General features: G+C 45.4%; 15 protein-coding genes. All 15 read right to left on the bottom strand.

The annotated features are described in order from the left end of the window. Positions 1–5: 5 nt before the first annotated feature. Complete coding sequence (locus ACMQ5W_RS01975) at positions 6–1,157, bottom strand: restriction endonuclease subunit S (protein WP_419022946.1); 1,152 nt, start codon at positions 1,155–1,157, stop codon at positions 6–8. Then, positions 1,147–2,724, bottom strand: coding sequence for an N-6 DNA methylase (locus ACMQ5W_RS01970; RefSeq protein ID WP_419022944.1), 1,578 nt, complete (start codon positions 2,722–2,724; stop codon positions 1,147–1,149). The genes ACMQ5W_RS01975 and ACMQ5W_RS01970 overlap by 11 nt, the downstream gene beginning before the upstream one ends. A gap of 316 nt (positions 2,725–3,040) precedes the next feature. Next, positions 3,041–3,619 carry a DUF4062 domain-containing protein gene (locus ACMQ5W_RS01965; protein WP_148494131.1) on the bottom strand — a complete coding sequence of 193 codons (579 nt, stop codon included), beginning with the start codon at positions 3,617–3,619 and terminating at the stop codon, positions 3,041–3,043. A gap of 318 nt (positions 3,620–3,937) precedes the next feature. Further along, positions 3,938–4,555: a superoxide dismutase gene (locus ACMQ5W_RS01960; protein ID WP_148494129.1), complete on the bottom strand. Its 618-nt coding sequence runs from the start codon at positions 4,553–4,555 to the stop codon at positions 3,938–3,940. Between the two features lie 152 nt (positions 4,556–4,707). Then, a complete protein-coding gene (locus ACMQ5W_RS01955; protein WP_419022942.1) occupies positions 4,708–5,556 on the bottom strand; it encodes an MIP/aquaporin family protein in 849 nt (282 codons plus the stop codon). 101 nt (positions 5,557–5,657) lie between these two features. Further along, on the bottom strand, positions 5,658–6,362 hold the full coding sequence (locus tag ACMQ5W_RS01950) for a ThiF family adenylyltransferase (protein ID WP_419022940.1): 705 nt from the start codon (positions 6,360–6,362) through the stop codon (positions 5,658–5,660). Further along, positions 6,359–6,817, bottom strand: coding sequence for a regulatory protein RecX (locus ACMQ5W_RS01945; protein ID WP_419022938.1), 459 nt, complete (start codon positions 6,815–6,817; stop codon positions 6,359–6,361). The genes ACMQ5W_RS01950 and ACMQ5W_RS01945 overlap by 4 nt, the downstream gene beginning before the upstream one ends. Then, positions 6,807–7,640 carry an MBL fold metallo-hydrolase gene (locus ACMQ5W_RS01940; RefSeq protein ID WP_419022936.1) on the bottom strand — a complete coding sequence of 278 codons (834 nt, stop codon included), beginning with the start codon at positions 7,638–7,640 and terminating at the stop codon, positions 6,807–6,809. The genes ACMQ5W_RS01945 and ACMQ5W_RS01940 overlap by 11 nt, the downstream gene beginning before the upstream one ends. Then, positions 7,637–8,194 carry a 4'-phosphopantetheinyl transferase family protein gene (locus ACMQ5W_RS01935; RefSeq protein WP_419022934.1) on the bottom strand — a complete coding sequence of 186 codons (558 nt, stop codon included), beginning with the start codon at positions 8,192–8,194 and terminating at the stop codon, positions 7,637–7,639. The genes ACMQ5W_RS01940 and ACMQ5W_RS01935 overlap by 4 nt, the downstream gene beginning before the upstream one ends. 117 nt (positions 8,195–8,311) lie before the next feature. After that, positions 8,312–8,620: a YerC/YecD family TrpR-related protein gene (locus ACMQ5W_RS01930; protein WP_148494120.1), complete on the bottom strand. Its 309-nt coding sequence runs from the start codon at positions 8,618–8,620 to the stop codon at positions 8,312–8,314. 98 nt (positions 8,621–8,718) lie between these two features. After that, a complete protein-coding gene (locus tag ACMQ5W_RS01925; RefSeq protein WP_419022932.1) occupies positions 8,719–9,900 on the bottom strand; it encodes a S41 family peptidase in 1,182 nt (393 codons plus the stop codon). A 9-nt stretch (positions 9,901–9,909) separates the two neighbouring features. Next, the gene (gene recJ, locus ACMQ5W_RS01920; protein WP_419022930.1) at positions 9,910–11,550 is read right to left on the bottom strand and encodes a single-stranded-DNA-specific exonuclease RecJ; all 1,641 of its coding nucleotides are present in this window, start codon (positions 11,548–11,550) and stop codon (positions 9,910–9,912) included. A gap of 12 nt (positions 11,551–11,562) precedes the next feature. Further along, positions 11,563–12,609 carry a murein hydrolase activator EnvC family protein gene (locus ACMQ5W_RS01915; protein WP_419022928.1) on the bottom strand — a complete coding sequence of 349 codons (1,047 nt, stop codon included), beginning with the start codon at positions 12,607–12,609 and terminating at the stop codon, positions 11,563–11,565. Positions 12,610–12,656: 47 nt separating this feature from the next. Continuing rightward, complete coding sequence (gene ftsX, locus ACMQ5W_RS01910) at positions 12,657–13,547, bottom strand: permease-like cell division protein FtsX (RefSeq protein ID WP_148494112.1); 891 nt, start codon at positions 13,545–13,547, stop codon at positions 12,657–12,659. Then, positions 13,540–14,256, bottom strand: coding sequence for a cell division ATP-binding protein FtsE (gene ftsE / locus ACMQ5W_RS01905; RefSeq protein WP_419022926.1), 717 nt, complete (start codon positions 14,254–14,256; stop codon positions 13,540–13,542). The genes ftsX and ftsE overlap by 8 nt, the downstream gene beginning before the upstream one ends. Positions 14,257–14,319: the final 63 nt, after the last annotated feature.

Genomic DNA, 14,319 nt, shown 5'->3' with positions numbered 1-14,319 from the left:
TCCTTTCAGGCATTGGTTGCTTCTTCAATGGAACCCTTTATCAAAATGGGGCAAATATCCTTTATCTGCGCTTTCAATTGTTCATTAATTTCACGACGCAACTGATAAACTGTGTATATATTGACGATATACTGCTGGATTTTAATGTCGGGGACTGGGATTTTCACATCGCACATGTCTGACCAGTTAAATGTTTCACGGGCGCTCCCCCATGAATGGAACCGAGAATAACGGTCAAATTCAGAGCGGCAGAAAAACAACATTAAATATTCAGGCAAAAGCACGTCTTTGTCTGTTGAAAACACTGTTGAAATAGAGGATACAAGAAAAGGTTCATCTGTATTATTATAGCCAAGAGACATCTTGTCTCCTCGTCGCGAAGTGTCTGATACATAGGCGATAGCTCCGGAAGGTACAACTTTATAGTTGGTTAGGCTCACTCCCTTCATTTTCGCTTTTGTAGGAATTATGCCTTTAGATACGGCCAGACCTCGAACAGCATCAACCTGAAGTCCAATTGTATTGCGGGCATCAATTTGAGTAATATAGTTGCCGATTGCTTCATGTGGCAGCTCATGCCGCAGTTTATCAATATATGCATCACATGTCAGCTTTAAATCTTCCAGCCCGCTTTTATATACACGCTGATTTGCAAGCATTGCATTATACACGCTCACATATTTCTGTTGAATAGATATATCCGGCAAAGGTATAAGAATCTCACTTATATCATGAAAATTGAATTCAGGTCGTTGGCTTCCAAAATTCCTAAAAGAAACTTCTCTATAGAATTCCTTACGACGTAGATACATAAACAAATACTCAGGAATAATTCTTCTTCGCCCCTGCTCATTCAAATAAAACACAACATACAAGTGAGAAACAATGCACAATCCATCTGTGCGGTACGCAATAGAACCTAAATCAAGTCTGGAAGGATTGTACACAAAGGCTCCATTGCTTACAATTTTATATGGCTTAAGGTCAACATTAGTGGGATTGCCTTTCGGAGCGGTAAACTTTCCGTCATTAGATACGCCTACTATATATTCAACTCCATACTTTAAATCGCGGTTATTGACTGTTGATCTTTGTATATAATCGCCAAGTCTTAATCTTTGAGTTTCTTGAAATAAACTCTCCCGTTTAGAGCTCATAGCCAATCCCCCTGAATGCGTCTTCCAGCATAGATTGTGAAAGTTTTTCAGATTCCATCAGCAGGCGCATTTCGTCTTGTATACGAGCCATTTCCTTGGCATAGTCAATCTCCAAGTCATGATCGATAAACTCAATGTATTTGCTGGGGACAAGGGAATAACCCTTCGCTTTAATTTCCTCAATTGTTGCCGATTTACAAAGTTCCGGTATATCATGGTAGGTGGATTCCACACTCTGCCAGTCGTTATATATTTTCTTTACCGCAGCTATCTGCTCTTCGGAGAACATTACATACTTTTTTTCATATACAGTCATGTTCCAGCGACGCAGGTCGATAAATAAGACTTCGTCGCGGCGGTCGCGGAGCTGGCGCCCATTAAGGGTTCTTTTCCCCTTGTTGTTATTCATGACCCAGAGAGTAACAGAAATATCTGTGGAATAGAACATTTCACGTGGCAGAACGATGATAGCTTCTATTTTTCGATTTTCTATAAGTTTTTGACGAATCTCACCTTCAACGCCGGTCGCATTCAAAGCTCCGTTGGCAAGGAGAAAACCGGCAATGCCGTTCGTCATATCCAGCTTTGAGAGCATATGGAGAATCCATGCGTAGTTGGCGTTTGACACTGGTGGAGTTGCATAACCATCCCACCGTGGATCTCCGGTTAGAGTATCCTGTGTCACGCCCTGTGAATTCAACTTTAGATTAAACGGTGGATTTGCCATAATGAAATCAACTTTCGTATCTCTATGCTGATCTTCAGTAAAGGACGAGCCATTTTTTTCACCAAGGTTGTGGGCAATGCCGCGAATGGCAAGGTTCATTTTTGCGAGACGCCATGTGGTCGGATCGGATTCCTGACCTATAACTGAAACTTTCATTCTATTTCCATGATGACGTTCCACAAATTTAATGCTTTGTACGAACATACCACCAGAACCGCAGCATGGGTCATACACCACGCCAGAATACGGCTCAATCAACTCTGCGATCAATTCAACGATACTTGCCGGGGTGTAGAATTCTCCCTTCTCCGTACCCGTTCCAGAGTCGATAGCAAAAACCTGTAGAAAATATTCATATACACGACCGATAAGGTCTTTTTCATGAAATCTGTTCTCATCGATTTTATTTATCTCATCAATCAGCCCCTTGATTTGCTCTTTACGAACACCTAAAGTGGCATAAAAATTCTGTGGAAGAGCACCTTTTAATGGGGGGTTTCTATCCTCAAGGTCAGCCATCGCTTTATCAATGATGACTGCAATGTCGTCTGCACTGGCATGTTGAACAATATATGACCACCGTGCTGTTTCATTTATATAAAAGACGTTGGCACTACGGTAGAAGGAGTCCTTCTCAAGAAATGCTGGAATATCACCAAATTCTGCCTTAATTTCCTCTCGCCGTTTCTGAAATTTATCGCCTGCAAATTTTAAAAAGACCAGGCCCATAACCGTATCACGATTTTTCTCGTTACCACCAACAGTACCACGTAGGGCGTTACGGCAGTTCCACATTATTTGTTCAAGCGATAACTCTTTTACTTTTGCTATTTTTGCCATGTTGTTCTCCCTTTTCGCAGGATTTATCCTGCGATTATAGATAGGTATAATTATATCAAAAAAAATTGTTTATGGCGAGACGTTTAAACAAAATAGTTAGTATTGGGGAAATATTCGACGTTATATTCTGCTGCTTTTAATCGTATTCAATCATATACTGTCGAATTTTGTCGTCACCCTCTCCGTCATACCTATGCTGCAATCCTTGTGGAAGGCAGTGTAGCCATCAAAGAGATATAATTCATGCTCGGGTATTCAACGATTGTCACGACTCTTGACAAATATGCAGAGGTCACTGAAAAGATGGATGAATCTGCTATTTTTCCAGATTCCCGTCCATTTCTACAGAGCAGCGCTCTATATTGCGCACCCAGCCTCTTCGCGGATACTGTTCAAAGGCAGCCTTCAGACTGCGGGAAAGTTCGTACTTCAAGTTATCAGGAGAATCCCAAAAAGTACAGAGCCTTCCTTCCATCACTTTGCTGCGAAAAGCCAGCAGCTTTCTTTGCTTGTCCTCCTTCTTTTCACATTTACCCTGAGGCAGTTGTTCGATATCTCGATAGACGAGGGCTGTAACGGGAATGTTCCTCGATTTGGCATAGTCATACTCTTTTTCTGTATAGCTGATTCCGTCAGGTGCTGTGGAACCATATCTTCCTGCCAGGACGAGGACGTAATAATCACTCTCGTCGATGATTTGTTTGATATACTCAAACTGCTCCATGTCTACAGCTGGAAACATTTCCATCCCCGAGGGAAAACACTTTAAATCTAATATCGCATCCATGACGGCTCTGCGTTCTTCCAATAAATCGCTGTAAGTTGAACTGATAAATATTTGATACCGCTTTTCAGGCAGTCTTGGATTTGTAATAGGCATCGCACTTTTTTCCATAAACGAACTCCTTTTTTTCTTTTTATTCTACACCAAAACAAAGAGGCTGTAAGTACGATATCTGTAACAAAATGTCGGATTTTGCGATATTTTCTTTACCCACAGATGAAACAAAAAAAGTGGCTGCGCCACTCCGCTAGGGAACCCTAGGTTCCCTTCGGCGCTTGCTACGCAAGCTGAGCACCCTCCTGAGGGCGGCGAGGGGATTCCCCTCTGCACACCCCTTTTTTGTTTAATAGGAAATCGATATTTCCTATTAAACAAAAAAGCCTCTGCACAACTGGGCGAATTCTCGCCCGGCCGTACAAAAGCTTTCTCTTACGACAGTCTTTCCCCGACTTTCTCCCAGTCAACAACGCGGAAGAAGTCGTCTATGTATTCTGCTCTCTTGTTATAGTGTTTTAGGTAATAAGCGTGTTCCCAAACATCTATGATGAGCAGAGGCCGCAGCCCACTGGCAAATGGATTATCCTGATTTTTTGTGGTCACGACCTGCAGCGTGTTGTTGCGGTCTGTGACAAGCCAGGCGTTTCCAGATCCGAAAACCGATAAAGCGGCTTTTTTCAATTCAGCTCTCAGCGCATCTGCACTGCCGAATCGCTGTTTTGTCTTCTCCGCCAGCTCGCCTTCCATCTCTTTGTAACCCTCCGGCGGCGTTAGCTGATTAAAATACATGATGTGGTTATAAACCCCGCCAGCATTATTCTTTACACCTTCCGCAATCTCGTAAGGCATCGTATCGACATTTTGAATCAGTCCAGTCAGCGTCATCTTCTGAAACTGCGGATAATCACGGAGCAGCTTATTAAGATTATCCACATAAGTCTGTAAATGAGCGTCGTGATGCAAAATCATCGTACCTGTATCAATATAAGGCTCCAAGGCATCGTAATCATAAGGCAGCGGCGGATTTACAAATGGATAGTTTTGACTCATATCATCCCTCCTAGTTTATTTCTTCGCATATATAATATGATGCTGTGATGATAAACGTTCGGCAAAGACAAGCTGCTGCTGTCATCTATCCGTGCAATCGCCTCTGATTCCCTGCCAGTTACGCAAAATTAGGAAGAAAGTTCAAGTACCTTTTACTTGTACTCGTCGGGGCGGTCGTCGTCGCCGTGGTCTGCTGTCTCAGGCTGGGCAGGTTCCAGATCTTCCTGCTGCTCCAGATCAGCTGCCTCGTCAAATTCGTCCATAAACTCATCTGCAGCCTCAACGTCAATAGCCACTGCCTGCGCTGATTCCTTAGGCTCCATTCTCAGAAGCAGATAGCAAGCCGCTGCGATTACTGCTCCGACGAGAGGTGCTGCGATGAAAACCCACACCTGTGTCAGTGCATCGCTGCCCTGTAAAAGTGCTGGTCCAAGAGATCTGGCTGGATTTACAGAAGCGCCGGTAAACGGAACGCCGAAGATATAAGTCATGGTCATGGTCAGTCCGATCACCAGGCCGGCAATCGAACGATTTTCCTCTTTTTCTGTCGCACTCAAAAATACTGAGACAAAAACAAAGGTCAGAATCACTTCAATCAAAATTGCCATCCACATGCTGATGCCAAAGGTGCTGGCTGAATCATATCCGTTGGCACCCAGGGACGTCCGTCCTCCGATAACCACAGAAAGCAGCGCTGCTCCTGCGATGCCTCCAGCAAATTGGCAGATGATATAACCCAGGAAATCTTTCACCGACATTCGCCTTGTGATCAGCATTCCCAGGGATACTGCAGGGTTGATATGACATCCGGAAATGCCCCCCATCATGTAGTACACTGCCATCACTGCAAGGCCAAAAGCAAATGCGACTGATAGCGTGGTAAACGCTACCGGAAGTCCCATGCCCATGGCACTGAACAGTGCACCAGACGCAACCGCACTTCCGCATCCAAAGAAGACCAGAACTGCAGTTCCAATAAATTCCGCAAAATATTTTCTCATTTTTCCTCCCTTTCAATAAAAAAGTCATGTAATAATTGCACGCCATTGCAGCATTAAAACATGACTAGTATACTATACGAATATGTTGGTTGTGTTAAATTTTACAAATCATTTGGTGTGCATTCCAGGATATCCCGCACCACTTCCCCTGCGATAAGAAGACCTGCTACAGAAGGCACAAAACTGATGCTGCCAGGTGTCCGGCTGCCAGTTTTGATAGGCTCCTCTTTAGAGAACAACACTTTTACCCCTTTGATATTTCGCTGGCGCAGCTCTCTGCGCACCACCTTTGCCAGAGGACAGACACTGGTTTTGCTGATGTCTGCAATTTCAAACCTGCCCGGATCCAGCTTGTTGCCTGTTCCCATGGAGGAGATCACAGCCGTGCCTGCTTCTCTGCACTTGACGATAATATCAATTTTGGCAGCAACTGTATCAATAGCGTCCACCACATAGTCGTAACGATCAAAGTGGAACTGGTTCGTTACTGCTTCCTCTCCTGGCAGATAAAAGCACTGAAATGCCCTGACCCCGCAGGATGGGTTAATTGCAGTTATACGTTTCTTCATCAGTTCCGTCTTCGCCTGCCCTATGGTATCCCGGGTAGCGATAATCTGCCGATTGAGGTTACTCTCGGAAACGGTATCGTTATCCACGATGTCAATCTGACCAATTCCTGCTCTCGCCAATGCTTCGCAGACGAACCCACCGACGCCGCCCACGCCAAAGACCAGGACCTTGGTTTCTGCCAGCCGTGCAACGCCCTCTTCGCCAATTAATAAAGCCGTTCTTTCTGTCATGCTCATCTTCTCATGTCTCCAATAATATTGTAAATGGTATCACTGCTGTAGCCCTTAGACTGCAGCTTTCTGGCAATGCGGCCGATGATTTTTTCCGGCACGGGCTGGCCGTCTTCAATCTCTGCCATGCGCAGAACCTTTGCCGCCTCTTCTCTGGCGCGGCTGACTTCGTCCATTTCCAGGTCGTATTCTTCAAAGGCGATGTCGATATCTGCCTGATCGATGCCTTTTTCCCTCAGCTCGTTGAACACCAGACGCTTTCCCTTCCCTTTGCCGAAAGCATAGTGAAAATACTCCTGGCAGTAACGCAGGTCATCCAGATACCCGCATTCCCTGAAGTCTGCGATCAGCGCGCCGATTTCTTCATCGGTGAAACCTTTCTGTCCTAATTGTTTCTTCATTTCGAAGACGGTGCGGCTGCGGGACGAAAGGTACCTAAGCGCTGCATCGTTAATATTCATAAGAGTTTCCTGCCGTCGCAACGATACATTTATCGCCTAACTGCGATTTCAGCATACAGATCGCCTCGATACCCGTACAGTGCACTGGCATCACCATGTCAGGTTGTTCTGCAACGACCTTCTCCACCACGTTCTTTCGCATTTCTTCTGTCGCCGAAAACAGGTGCATGCCAGCGATGATTCCAGCAATCTTCTCGCCTGGAAACAACTGTTTGCTGTATTGCAAAACTGGGATGATGCCTTTGTGGCTGCAGCCAGAAAAGAGATAGATGCCCTTCTCCCCATTTCGAATTGCCAGGAACTGCTCGTGATTCATCGGATCAGGCACCATCTGCCCATCCCCTTTCTTTTCAAAGAACTTTTCTGTAGGCTCATTTCCCGGTACGTCGGGGATGGTTCCTGAGATGACAATATTGTCTGTCAGCCACAGCGGTCCGTCTGTAAGATGGAGCCTGTGCTCTATCCGTTCCCGATCCGCCTGGCTCCACAGGAGACTGCAAGGTTTCTTGTCTATTTTGTCCCCCTCCATGCCGTAACATTCGCCAAACGCATCTTTGTGAATATAGACGGGAGCCGCCTTATTGATCTCGCAAAACCGCGGTACACCTTCGGTATGGTCGTAATGGCCGTGACTGATGACCAACGCCGCTGCCTTTGTCAAATCGATATGTTTTCTCTTCGCGTTTCTCTCAAAGAGATTGGATGCACCCGTATCAAAGAGGATGGTCATTTCTTCTGTTTCGATGTAAATGGACAGTCCATGCTCTGCATCACAGCCCGGGTTGTCCGTCTTATTTTCTGATAAAAATGTAAACTTCATCATAATATCCTCGTTTCTATATCCATTTTTTCTCCGCTGCAGACGACGCATTTCAAGTCGTCCGCCATAGGAATCTCTGTAAAGCAATACGTCTTTCCCTGCCAGATGATTTCTTCACACAAGTCGTGATTTTCATCTGCCATAGACGGCATTTCCGTAAAAAGGCCCTGACCTGTACATTTGCAGAAGGCCTCTTTGCGTACCCATACGTCAAAAAAGCCTGCCAGGCCCCAAAGTCTGACGTAGTGCTGTTCCTCTTTGGTGTACTGCCTATCAGCGATTTTCTCATACTCCAGGGACTTCACCTGCTGTAAATCCAGTCCAACAGGCTTGCCGCTGAACAAACACATCCACAGCTGCCCGCTATGAGTCAAAGAAAATTCCAGCGGGATGTCTGCAAAGTAAGGTTTCCCCTTCTCTTCTCTGACAATCTGCGCCTGGTCAAAGTCAAAGTTCAAATTGTTTTCCATTGCATGCCTTTTCGCAGCCTCTTTAATCATGGGGAATCCCTTATCACCCTTTTCGAAAGGTCCCTCATATAGATAGATACTATTCACTCTCCCTCACCTCTCTTCATTCTCCTTATTTTATCACAAATCATCTCCAACTGCCACTGCGACCAATGGCTTTGCGCAAAAAAATAAGGACGCCTCTGGACGTCCTAAATCTAGCTTCTATTTCTTGTTCTTTTGATTTTCCAATCTCTCCAGCACACGCTGATATCCATCAGCGCCATAAACGAGGCATTTGTTAATCCTGCTGATCGTAGCTGTAGACGCCTTTGTAATTTCTTCAATTTCGCTGTACGTCTTTTTCTGTGAGAGCAGCTTGGCCACTTGCAGCCTCTGCGCTATGGCATGTATCTCGTTAATTGTACATATATCTTCAAAGAACCTGTAGCAGTCTTCCCGATCCTTCAGGGTCAATACGCCATCAAAAAATTCATCAATATCATCTCTTTTAAATTTCGAATCGTATGCCATCTTGCGAAAACTCCTTTCATCTGCTTTATCGCAACACAAGTATAGCACTTTTACGTGTTAAAGTCAATCGCTTCTCGCAAGAGAAAAGAGGAAACTAGTCATTCCCGATCAGATAATAGCGCCTTGGCCTTTTCCAATTGAAAATCCTTTTTTGCATTCTTTTTCTGCTTTACTTCAATGTCGGGTTTGACGCCTACACCGTGAATTTTCTTGTTTTTCGGCGACAGATACTGCATGATAGTCAAACTCATCGCCGTGCCGTCTTTAAAAGCGACGGTACTCTGTATGATACCTTTTCCGTAGGTGGTCGTTCCCACCAGTTTGCCGCCCTCATTATCCTTGATTGCAGCAGCGACGATTTCTGAAGCACTGGCCGTATTCTCATTAACGAGGACCACATATTTCAGTTTCGTGCAATTTTCATCTGAATTATAATATTCCTTTTTGCCGTTCTTATCCTCCGTATGAGTGATCGTGCATTCAGGCAAAAGCATATCTGCGATCTCGATGCCCTGGTCCATAAAGCCGCCCAGGTTATTTCTCAGATCTATAATCAAACCCTTGACGTTTTTGTTCTCCAGGTTGGCCAGTTCTGCCTTGAACTGCTCTGCCGTGGTTTTCTCAAATCCTGTAATCTGTATGTATCCATACTTCTTATCAATCGTACCTGCAAAGACCGATTGTTCCGAAACTTCAGCTCGAATCAGGTTCACAGTCTTCTGTTTCCCCGCCCGTTCATAAGTAATGGCAACCTTTGTACCCTCATCACCGCGCATATCCAACATCATGGCATCCGAATCAGTATAGGTTTTTCCATCCACCTTAAGAATCATATCGCCCTCTTTGAGACCGCCGGCAGCTGCCGGGCTGTCAGGGAGCACCTTTGTGATGATATAATTACCTTTTTTATCTGTTGTGAAGGTCAGACCGATTCCCGTAAACGTGCCATTGACATACTTTGACCATGCTTTGTACTCATCCTGGCTCATATATCTGGAGTATTTGTCTCCCAAAGAATCTAAAAGAGCTTTATAAATGGCGTCCATTTGTGTTTCTTCGTCTGTATCCCAGAGACTTTTCTCGTCAATCGTCTTCTGCAGGGAGTAGAGTTTTGCGTACTTATTGCCAATCTCGTTGAGGGTTTCATATTTGGGCCGCTCCACCCAGATGATGTCCTTGGCATTGGCAAAGAGATTCAGTCCTACAAAACCGAATAAGAGCGTAGCAATCACTACGCCCACGATGAGAAGGACAAATCTCCGCTTTTTCATTTTAATCATCATGCCACCTTATTCTTCTGCCCCTAAAACAGTCATCTGCATGTATTCTTTTCCGTTCCATGACTGACTGCTGAGGGTGCCTATGATATTGATTTTTTGATTCTTCTGCAATATTTCATCATATTCACTGGCATCTTTGAATATGACACATTGCAATTCACGGCCGTCGTCCAAACGACCGTTAAACTTCGTATACTGACCGCTGGCACCCATTCTCCGCAGGGCATCGGGCACTAAACTGACCTGCACAAGCGGCTGCGGGTTCTCGCAGCCAAAAGGCTCCAGCAGCTTCATTTCTTCGATCAATTCCAGGTTGACATCCGCCGCACTGAGAATCATATCCGCTGTCAGCTTCTGTTTGAACAAATTCGGATTCTCTCCGCACAGGCGCTTCATGGCCTGATTCAGGTTCGCCCGGAGGGCTGGAAGATTCTCTCGTTTCATCGTAAAGCCGCAGGCTGCCGCATGGCCTCCAAACCGCTCAAATAGATCGTCGTTTTCCTTTAACAACTCGTAAATGTTGACCCCCTCGATACTGCGGCCCGTTCCTTTAAGACAATCATCCCCTGTAGGCGTTACAATCACAGCAGGTCTGTGATAAGTCTCTTTGATTTTCCCCGCCACAATACCGGTAATGCCTTCGTGCGCATCTTCCAAATCCAGCACCAGAAAATCATCATCCTTATATTTTTCTTCTACTAAAGCCTTACAGATTTCGAAGGTATCGCTCTGTATTTTTTTCCGTTCTGTATTACACGCAATCAGCTTGTTTACACCCTGGCTCACCTTCTCTTCGTCATTGCCCATCATCAGTCTGGCGGCAATTCTGGCATTTTCCATTCTGCCCGACGCGTTTAAGTGCGGTACGATGATATATGATATGTTTTCAGAGCTTATAGCCCCCTTGTCGAGGCTGACCCCTTCTATCAGCTTGACCAGTCCCAGTCTTTGACTGACGTTGATTGCTCTGATACCGTATTTGGCCAAGGTTCTGTTCTCGTCCACCAGGGGAACGATGTCACCGATGGTGCCGATACCGACCAAATCCAGCGTCCGATTCACTGCACTCTTTGGCAAGCCTGTTTCCGCCGCCAATGCCTGTGCCAGTTTGAAAGCGACGCCGACGCCGGCCAGATGTTTAAAAGGATAGGGACAGCCTGGCTGCATGGGATTGATGATCAGACAGTCAGCCTGCTTGTCCGTAATCGTGTGATGATCTGTGACCAGAATCTTCAGCCCGATTTCTTTAGCGTATTCCACTTCTGCACAGGAAACGCTGCCGCAGTCCACAGTGATGACCAAGTCTACGCCATTCTCTTTGATTTTTTTCAGAGCTTCACAGTTCAGGCCATAACCCTCTTCAAATCTGGAGGGAATATAATAAGTCAAATTCTTTGTCAGCTTGGACAAAACCTCCATCAAAACAGAGGTGGAGGTGATTCCGTCGGCATCATAGTCGCCGTATATGCAGATTCGCTCATTATCTTCTATCGAAGACAATATGAAATCCACTCCTGCTTCCATATTGAGAAGCAGGAATGGATCGTATGTTTTCTGAGGTTTCTCAGACAGAAATTCCCTCATTTCCTCTTCCGTCCGAATCCCTCTCTTATTCAACAATTCTAAAATTCTAGGTTGTAACTTCATCATTCTTCCTGACCGTTAATTAAAATATTGCATCGGATCGACATAAGAGCCGTTGACTCTCACTTCAAAATGCAGATGCGGTCCTGTAGAGATACCTGTAGAGCCAGAGCTGGCGATTACCTGACCCTGCTTTACATTCTGTCCTACGCTGACGCTGACACTGCTGTTGTGACCGTACAGGGTACTGATGCCGCTGCCGTGGTCGATGACCACCGCATTGCCATAACCGCCATACCAATCTGCGACGATGACCCTGCCCGATGCGGCTGCATAGACAGGAGATCCCATGCCCACGCCGATATCCACACCTGTATGGCCTGTATAGACACCTGTAACAGGGTGGATTCTATAGCCGAACGGCGAAGTGATCGTGCTGGATGTCGTCGGCCAGATAAACTTGCCGCCTGTGTAGACCTTGTCGTGATCCTGCAGACTTGCGATTTCGCTGCTGACTTTGTCAGCCTCTGCATTGAGTTCATCCAGCTTCGCCTGCAGCGCTTTTTTGTCAGATTGTAACGCCGACTGTTTTTCTTCCGCTACAGCCTTCTGTTGGCTGAGCTCGGATTTCTCGTTTTTCAAAGCAGTCTGTTTCTCTTCCAGTTCCTGATGCTGTTCTTCCAGCGTCGTCAAAGTGTTCTGGTCGTTCTTGTAGATTCTCTGAATCATCTCCAGATTTGAGATGAACTCCGAAATGCTGTTGGAGCCTAATAACACATCGAGAAACCCGACTGAACCATTCTTGTACATGGTCCGCAATCTGTTATCGAGGCCGTCCTGTCTCTCTTCGATATTCCTTTTAGTTTCTTCGATATCTCTTTCGGCTTCATCAATTTCAGCCTGTTTCTTGTCCATAGTGCCCTGCAGCTTGTCAATCTCGGCCTGCTGCTCTTTGATGCTGGACGTGAGCGCATTCATATCGCTGGATACATCGTCCTTTTGCTGGTTGATAGAATCCAGTTCATCCTGTTTGTCCGCAGCGGAAGTCGCATAGGATAAACTGAAAGTTCCCATTGCTGCTATCAGTACAAAGATCAGAATACTAATTAACGTTTTTTTCTTCATAATTTTCCTCCTAATGACGTTCGTCGTATCACGATTCTCAGTGTGATTTACGTATCTAAGAACTTTCTCATCGAAATGATACTTCCGCAGGCACCGATGCTGATTCCCATTGCCAGGAAGATGCAGATCAGGTTTCCTGCCAGATATCCTGCAGGCACAAGAGGCGAGGATAAAATCATCATAGCCTGTGTGCCGATGATTGATACAATTTTGCTGTACAGAAGGTAGGTAATTCCTGCTGAAACTAGCGAAGCAAAGATGCCGATGAGGATTCCTTCCACCAGGAACGGACCCCGTATGAACCAGTTCGTCGCCCCCACATATTTCATGATGGAGATCTCTCGCGATCTGGCAAAGACCGTCAATTTGATGGTATTAGATACGACGACCACCGATACCACGATCAAAAATGCCATGATTACCAATGCCGCAATCTGTAGGAAATTCGTCACCTTGGTCAGCTTCTCCACGGTCTCTTTATAATACTTGACGTCTTCTACACCGTCCAAACTGCCGGCATATTCGGTGACCTTGCCGGCGCTGTCCAATGAGTCCACTGTGATCAAAATGGAATTGGGAAGGGGGTTATCCCCTAGTGAATCCAGCAGATAACTGCTTTCTCCCCATCTCTTCTTCATAATCTTCAGTGCGTCTTCTTTTGTTCTATATTCAACAGATTTGACATCGTCGTAGGTCTCTATCTGGTCCATCATCGACTGGGCCTCGTCTGTCGTAGTCGCATCTTTTAGGAAAATCTCTACTTGGTCGTAGTCAGATTTCACCATCTCTGTGAAGAGATTTACATTAACTGTTATTACAAAGAACAACCCTAAAATCAGCATCATGGCCGTGATTGCAAAGACGGAAGCCAAGCTCATACCTTTGTTTCTGCCAATCTGCAGCAGGGCTTGTTTGATGTTATAGCCAACTCTACTCATCGTCAAAGACCTCCTCCCTGATGTCATTCTCCTCTTCATAGCCGTACTGTCCGAATTCGTCTCTGACAATATGTCCGGACTCAATTGCAACGACACGCTTCTGCATCCTGTCTACGATGTCTTTCGCATGGGTTACCATCACAATCGTTGTGCCCGTCATATTAATTTGGTTCAAAAGGTCCATAATGTCATTTGCCGTATCAGGATCCAGATTTCCCGTAGGTTCATCTGCGATGAGGACCGTAGGGTTGTTGATAATCGCCCTCGCGATGGCGACTCTCTGCTGTTCGCCAGCGGAAAGTTCATCGGGATATTTATCTGCCTTATCACTGATACCCACCAGGCTGAGAACCTGGGGAACTTTTTTTCTAATCTGCCGCTTTGTTTTATGTAAGATTTCCATCGCAAAAGCTACATTTTCGTAAACGGTCTTTTTCGGCAGCAGCCGGAAGTCCTGGAATACAATGCCGATCTTCCTTCTGAGATCGGGAATTTCCCGATTGCTCATGGCTGTCACTTCTTCTCCATCTACTATGATACTGCCTGAATCGGCATTGATTTCTTTTAAGATCAGTTTGATGAACGTTGATTTCCCTGCGCCGCTGGGGCCCACGAGAAAAACAAAATCACCTTTATCAATGTTAACACTTGCATTCTCAAGACCAACATTAGTATTGTATATTTTAGTCACGTTGTCGAATGTTATCATGTTTTTCCCCTTTTTTCTAGTTTGTTCAACACATATATCTAAAGTATACTATAATTTGACCCT

It is taken from the genome of Emergencia sp. (genome assembly GCF_048465375.1).
GTDB lineage: Bacteria > Bacillota > Clostridia > Peptostreptococcales > Anaerovoracaceae > Senimuribacter.
This window is presented reverse-complemented; position numbering and strand designations above follow the sequence as displayed.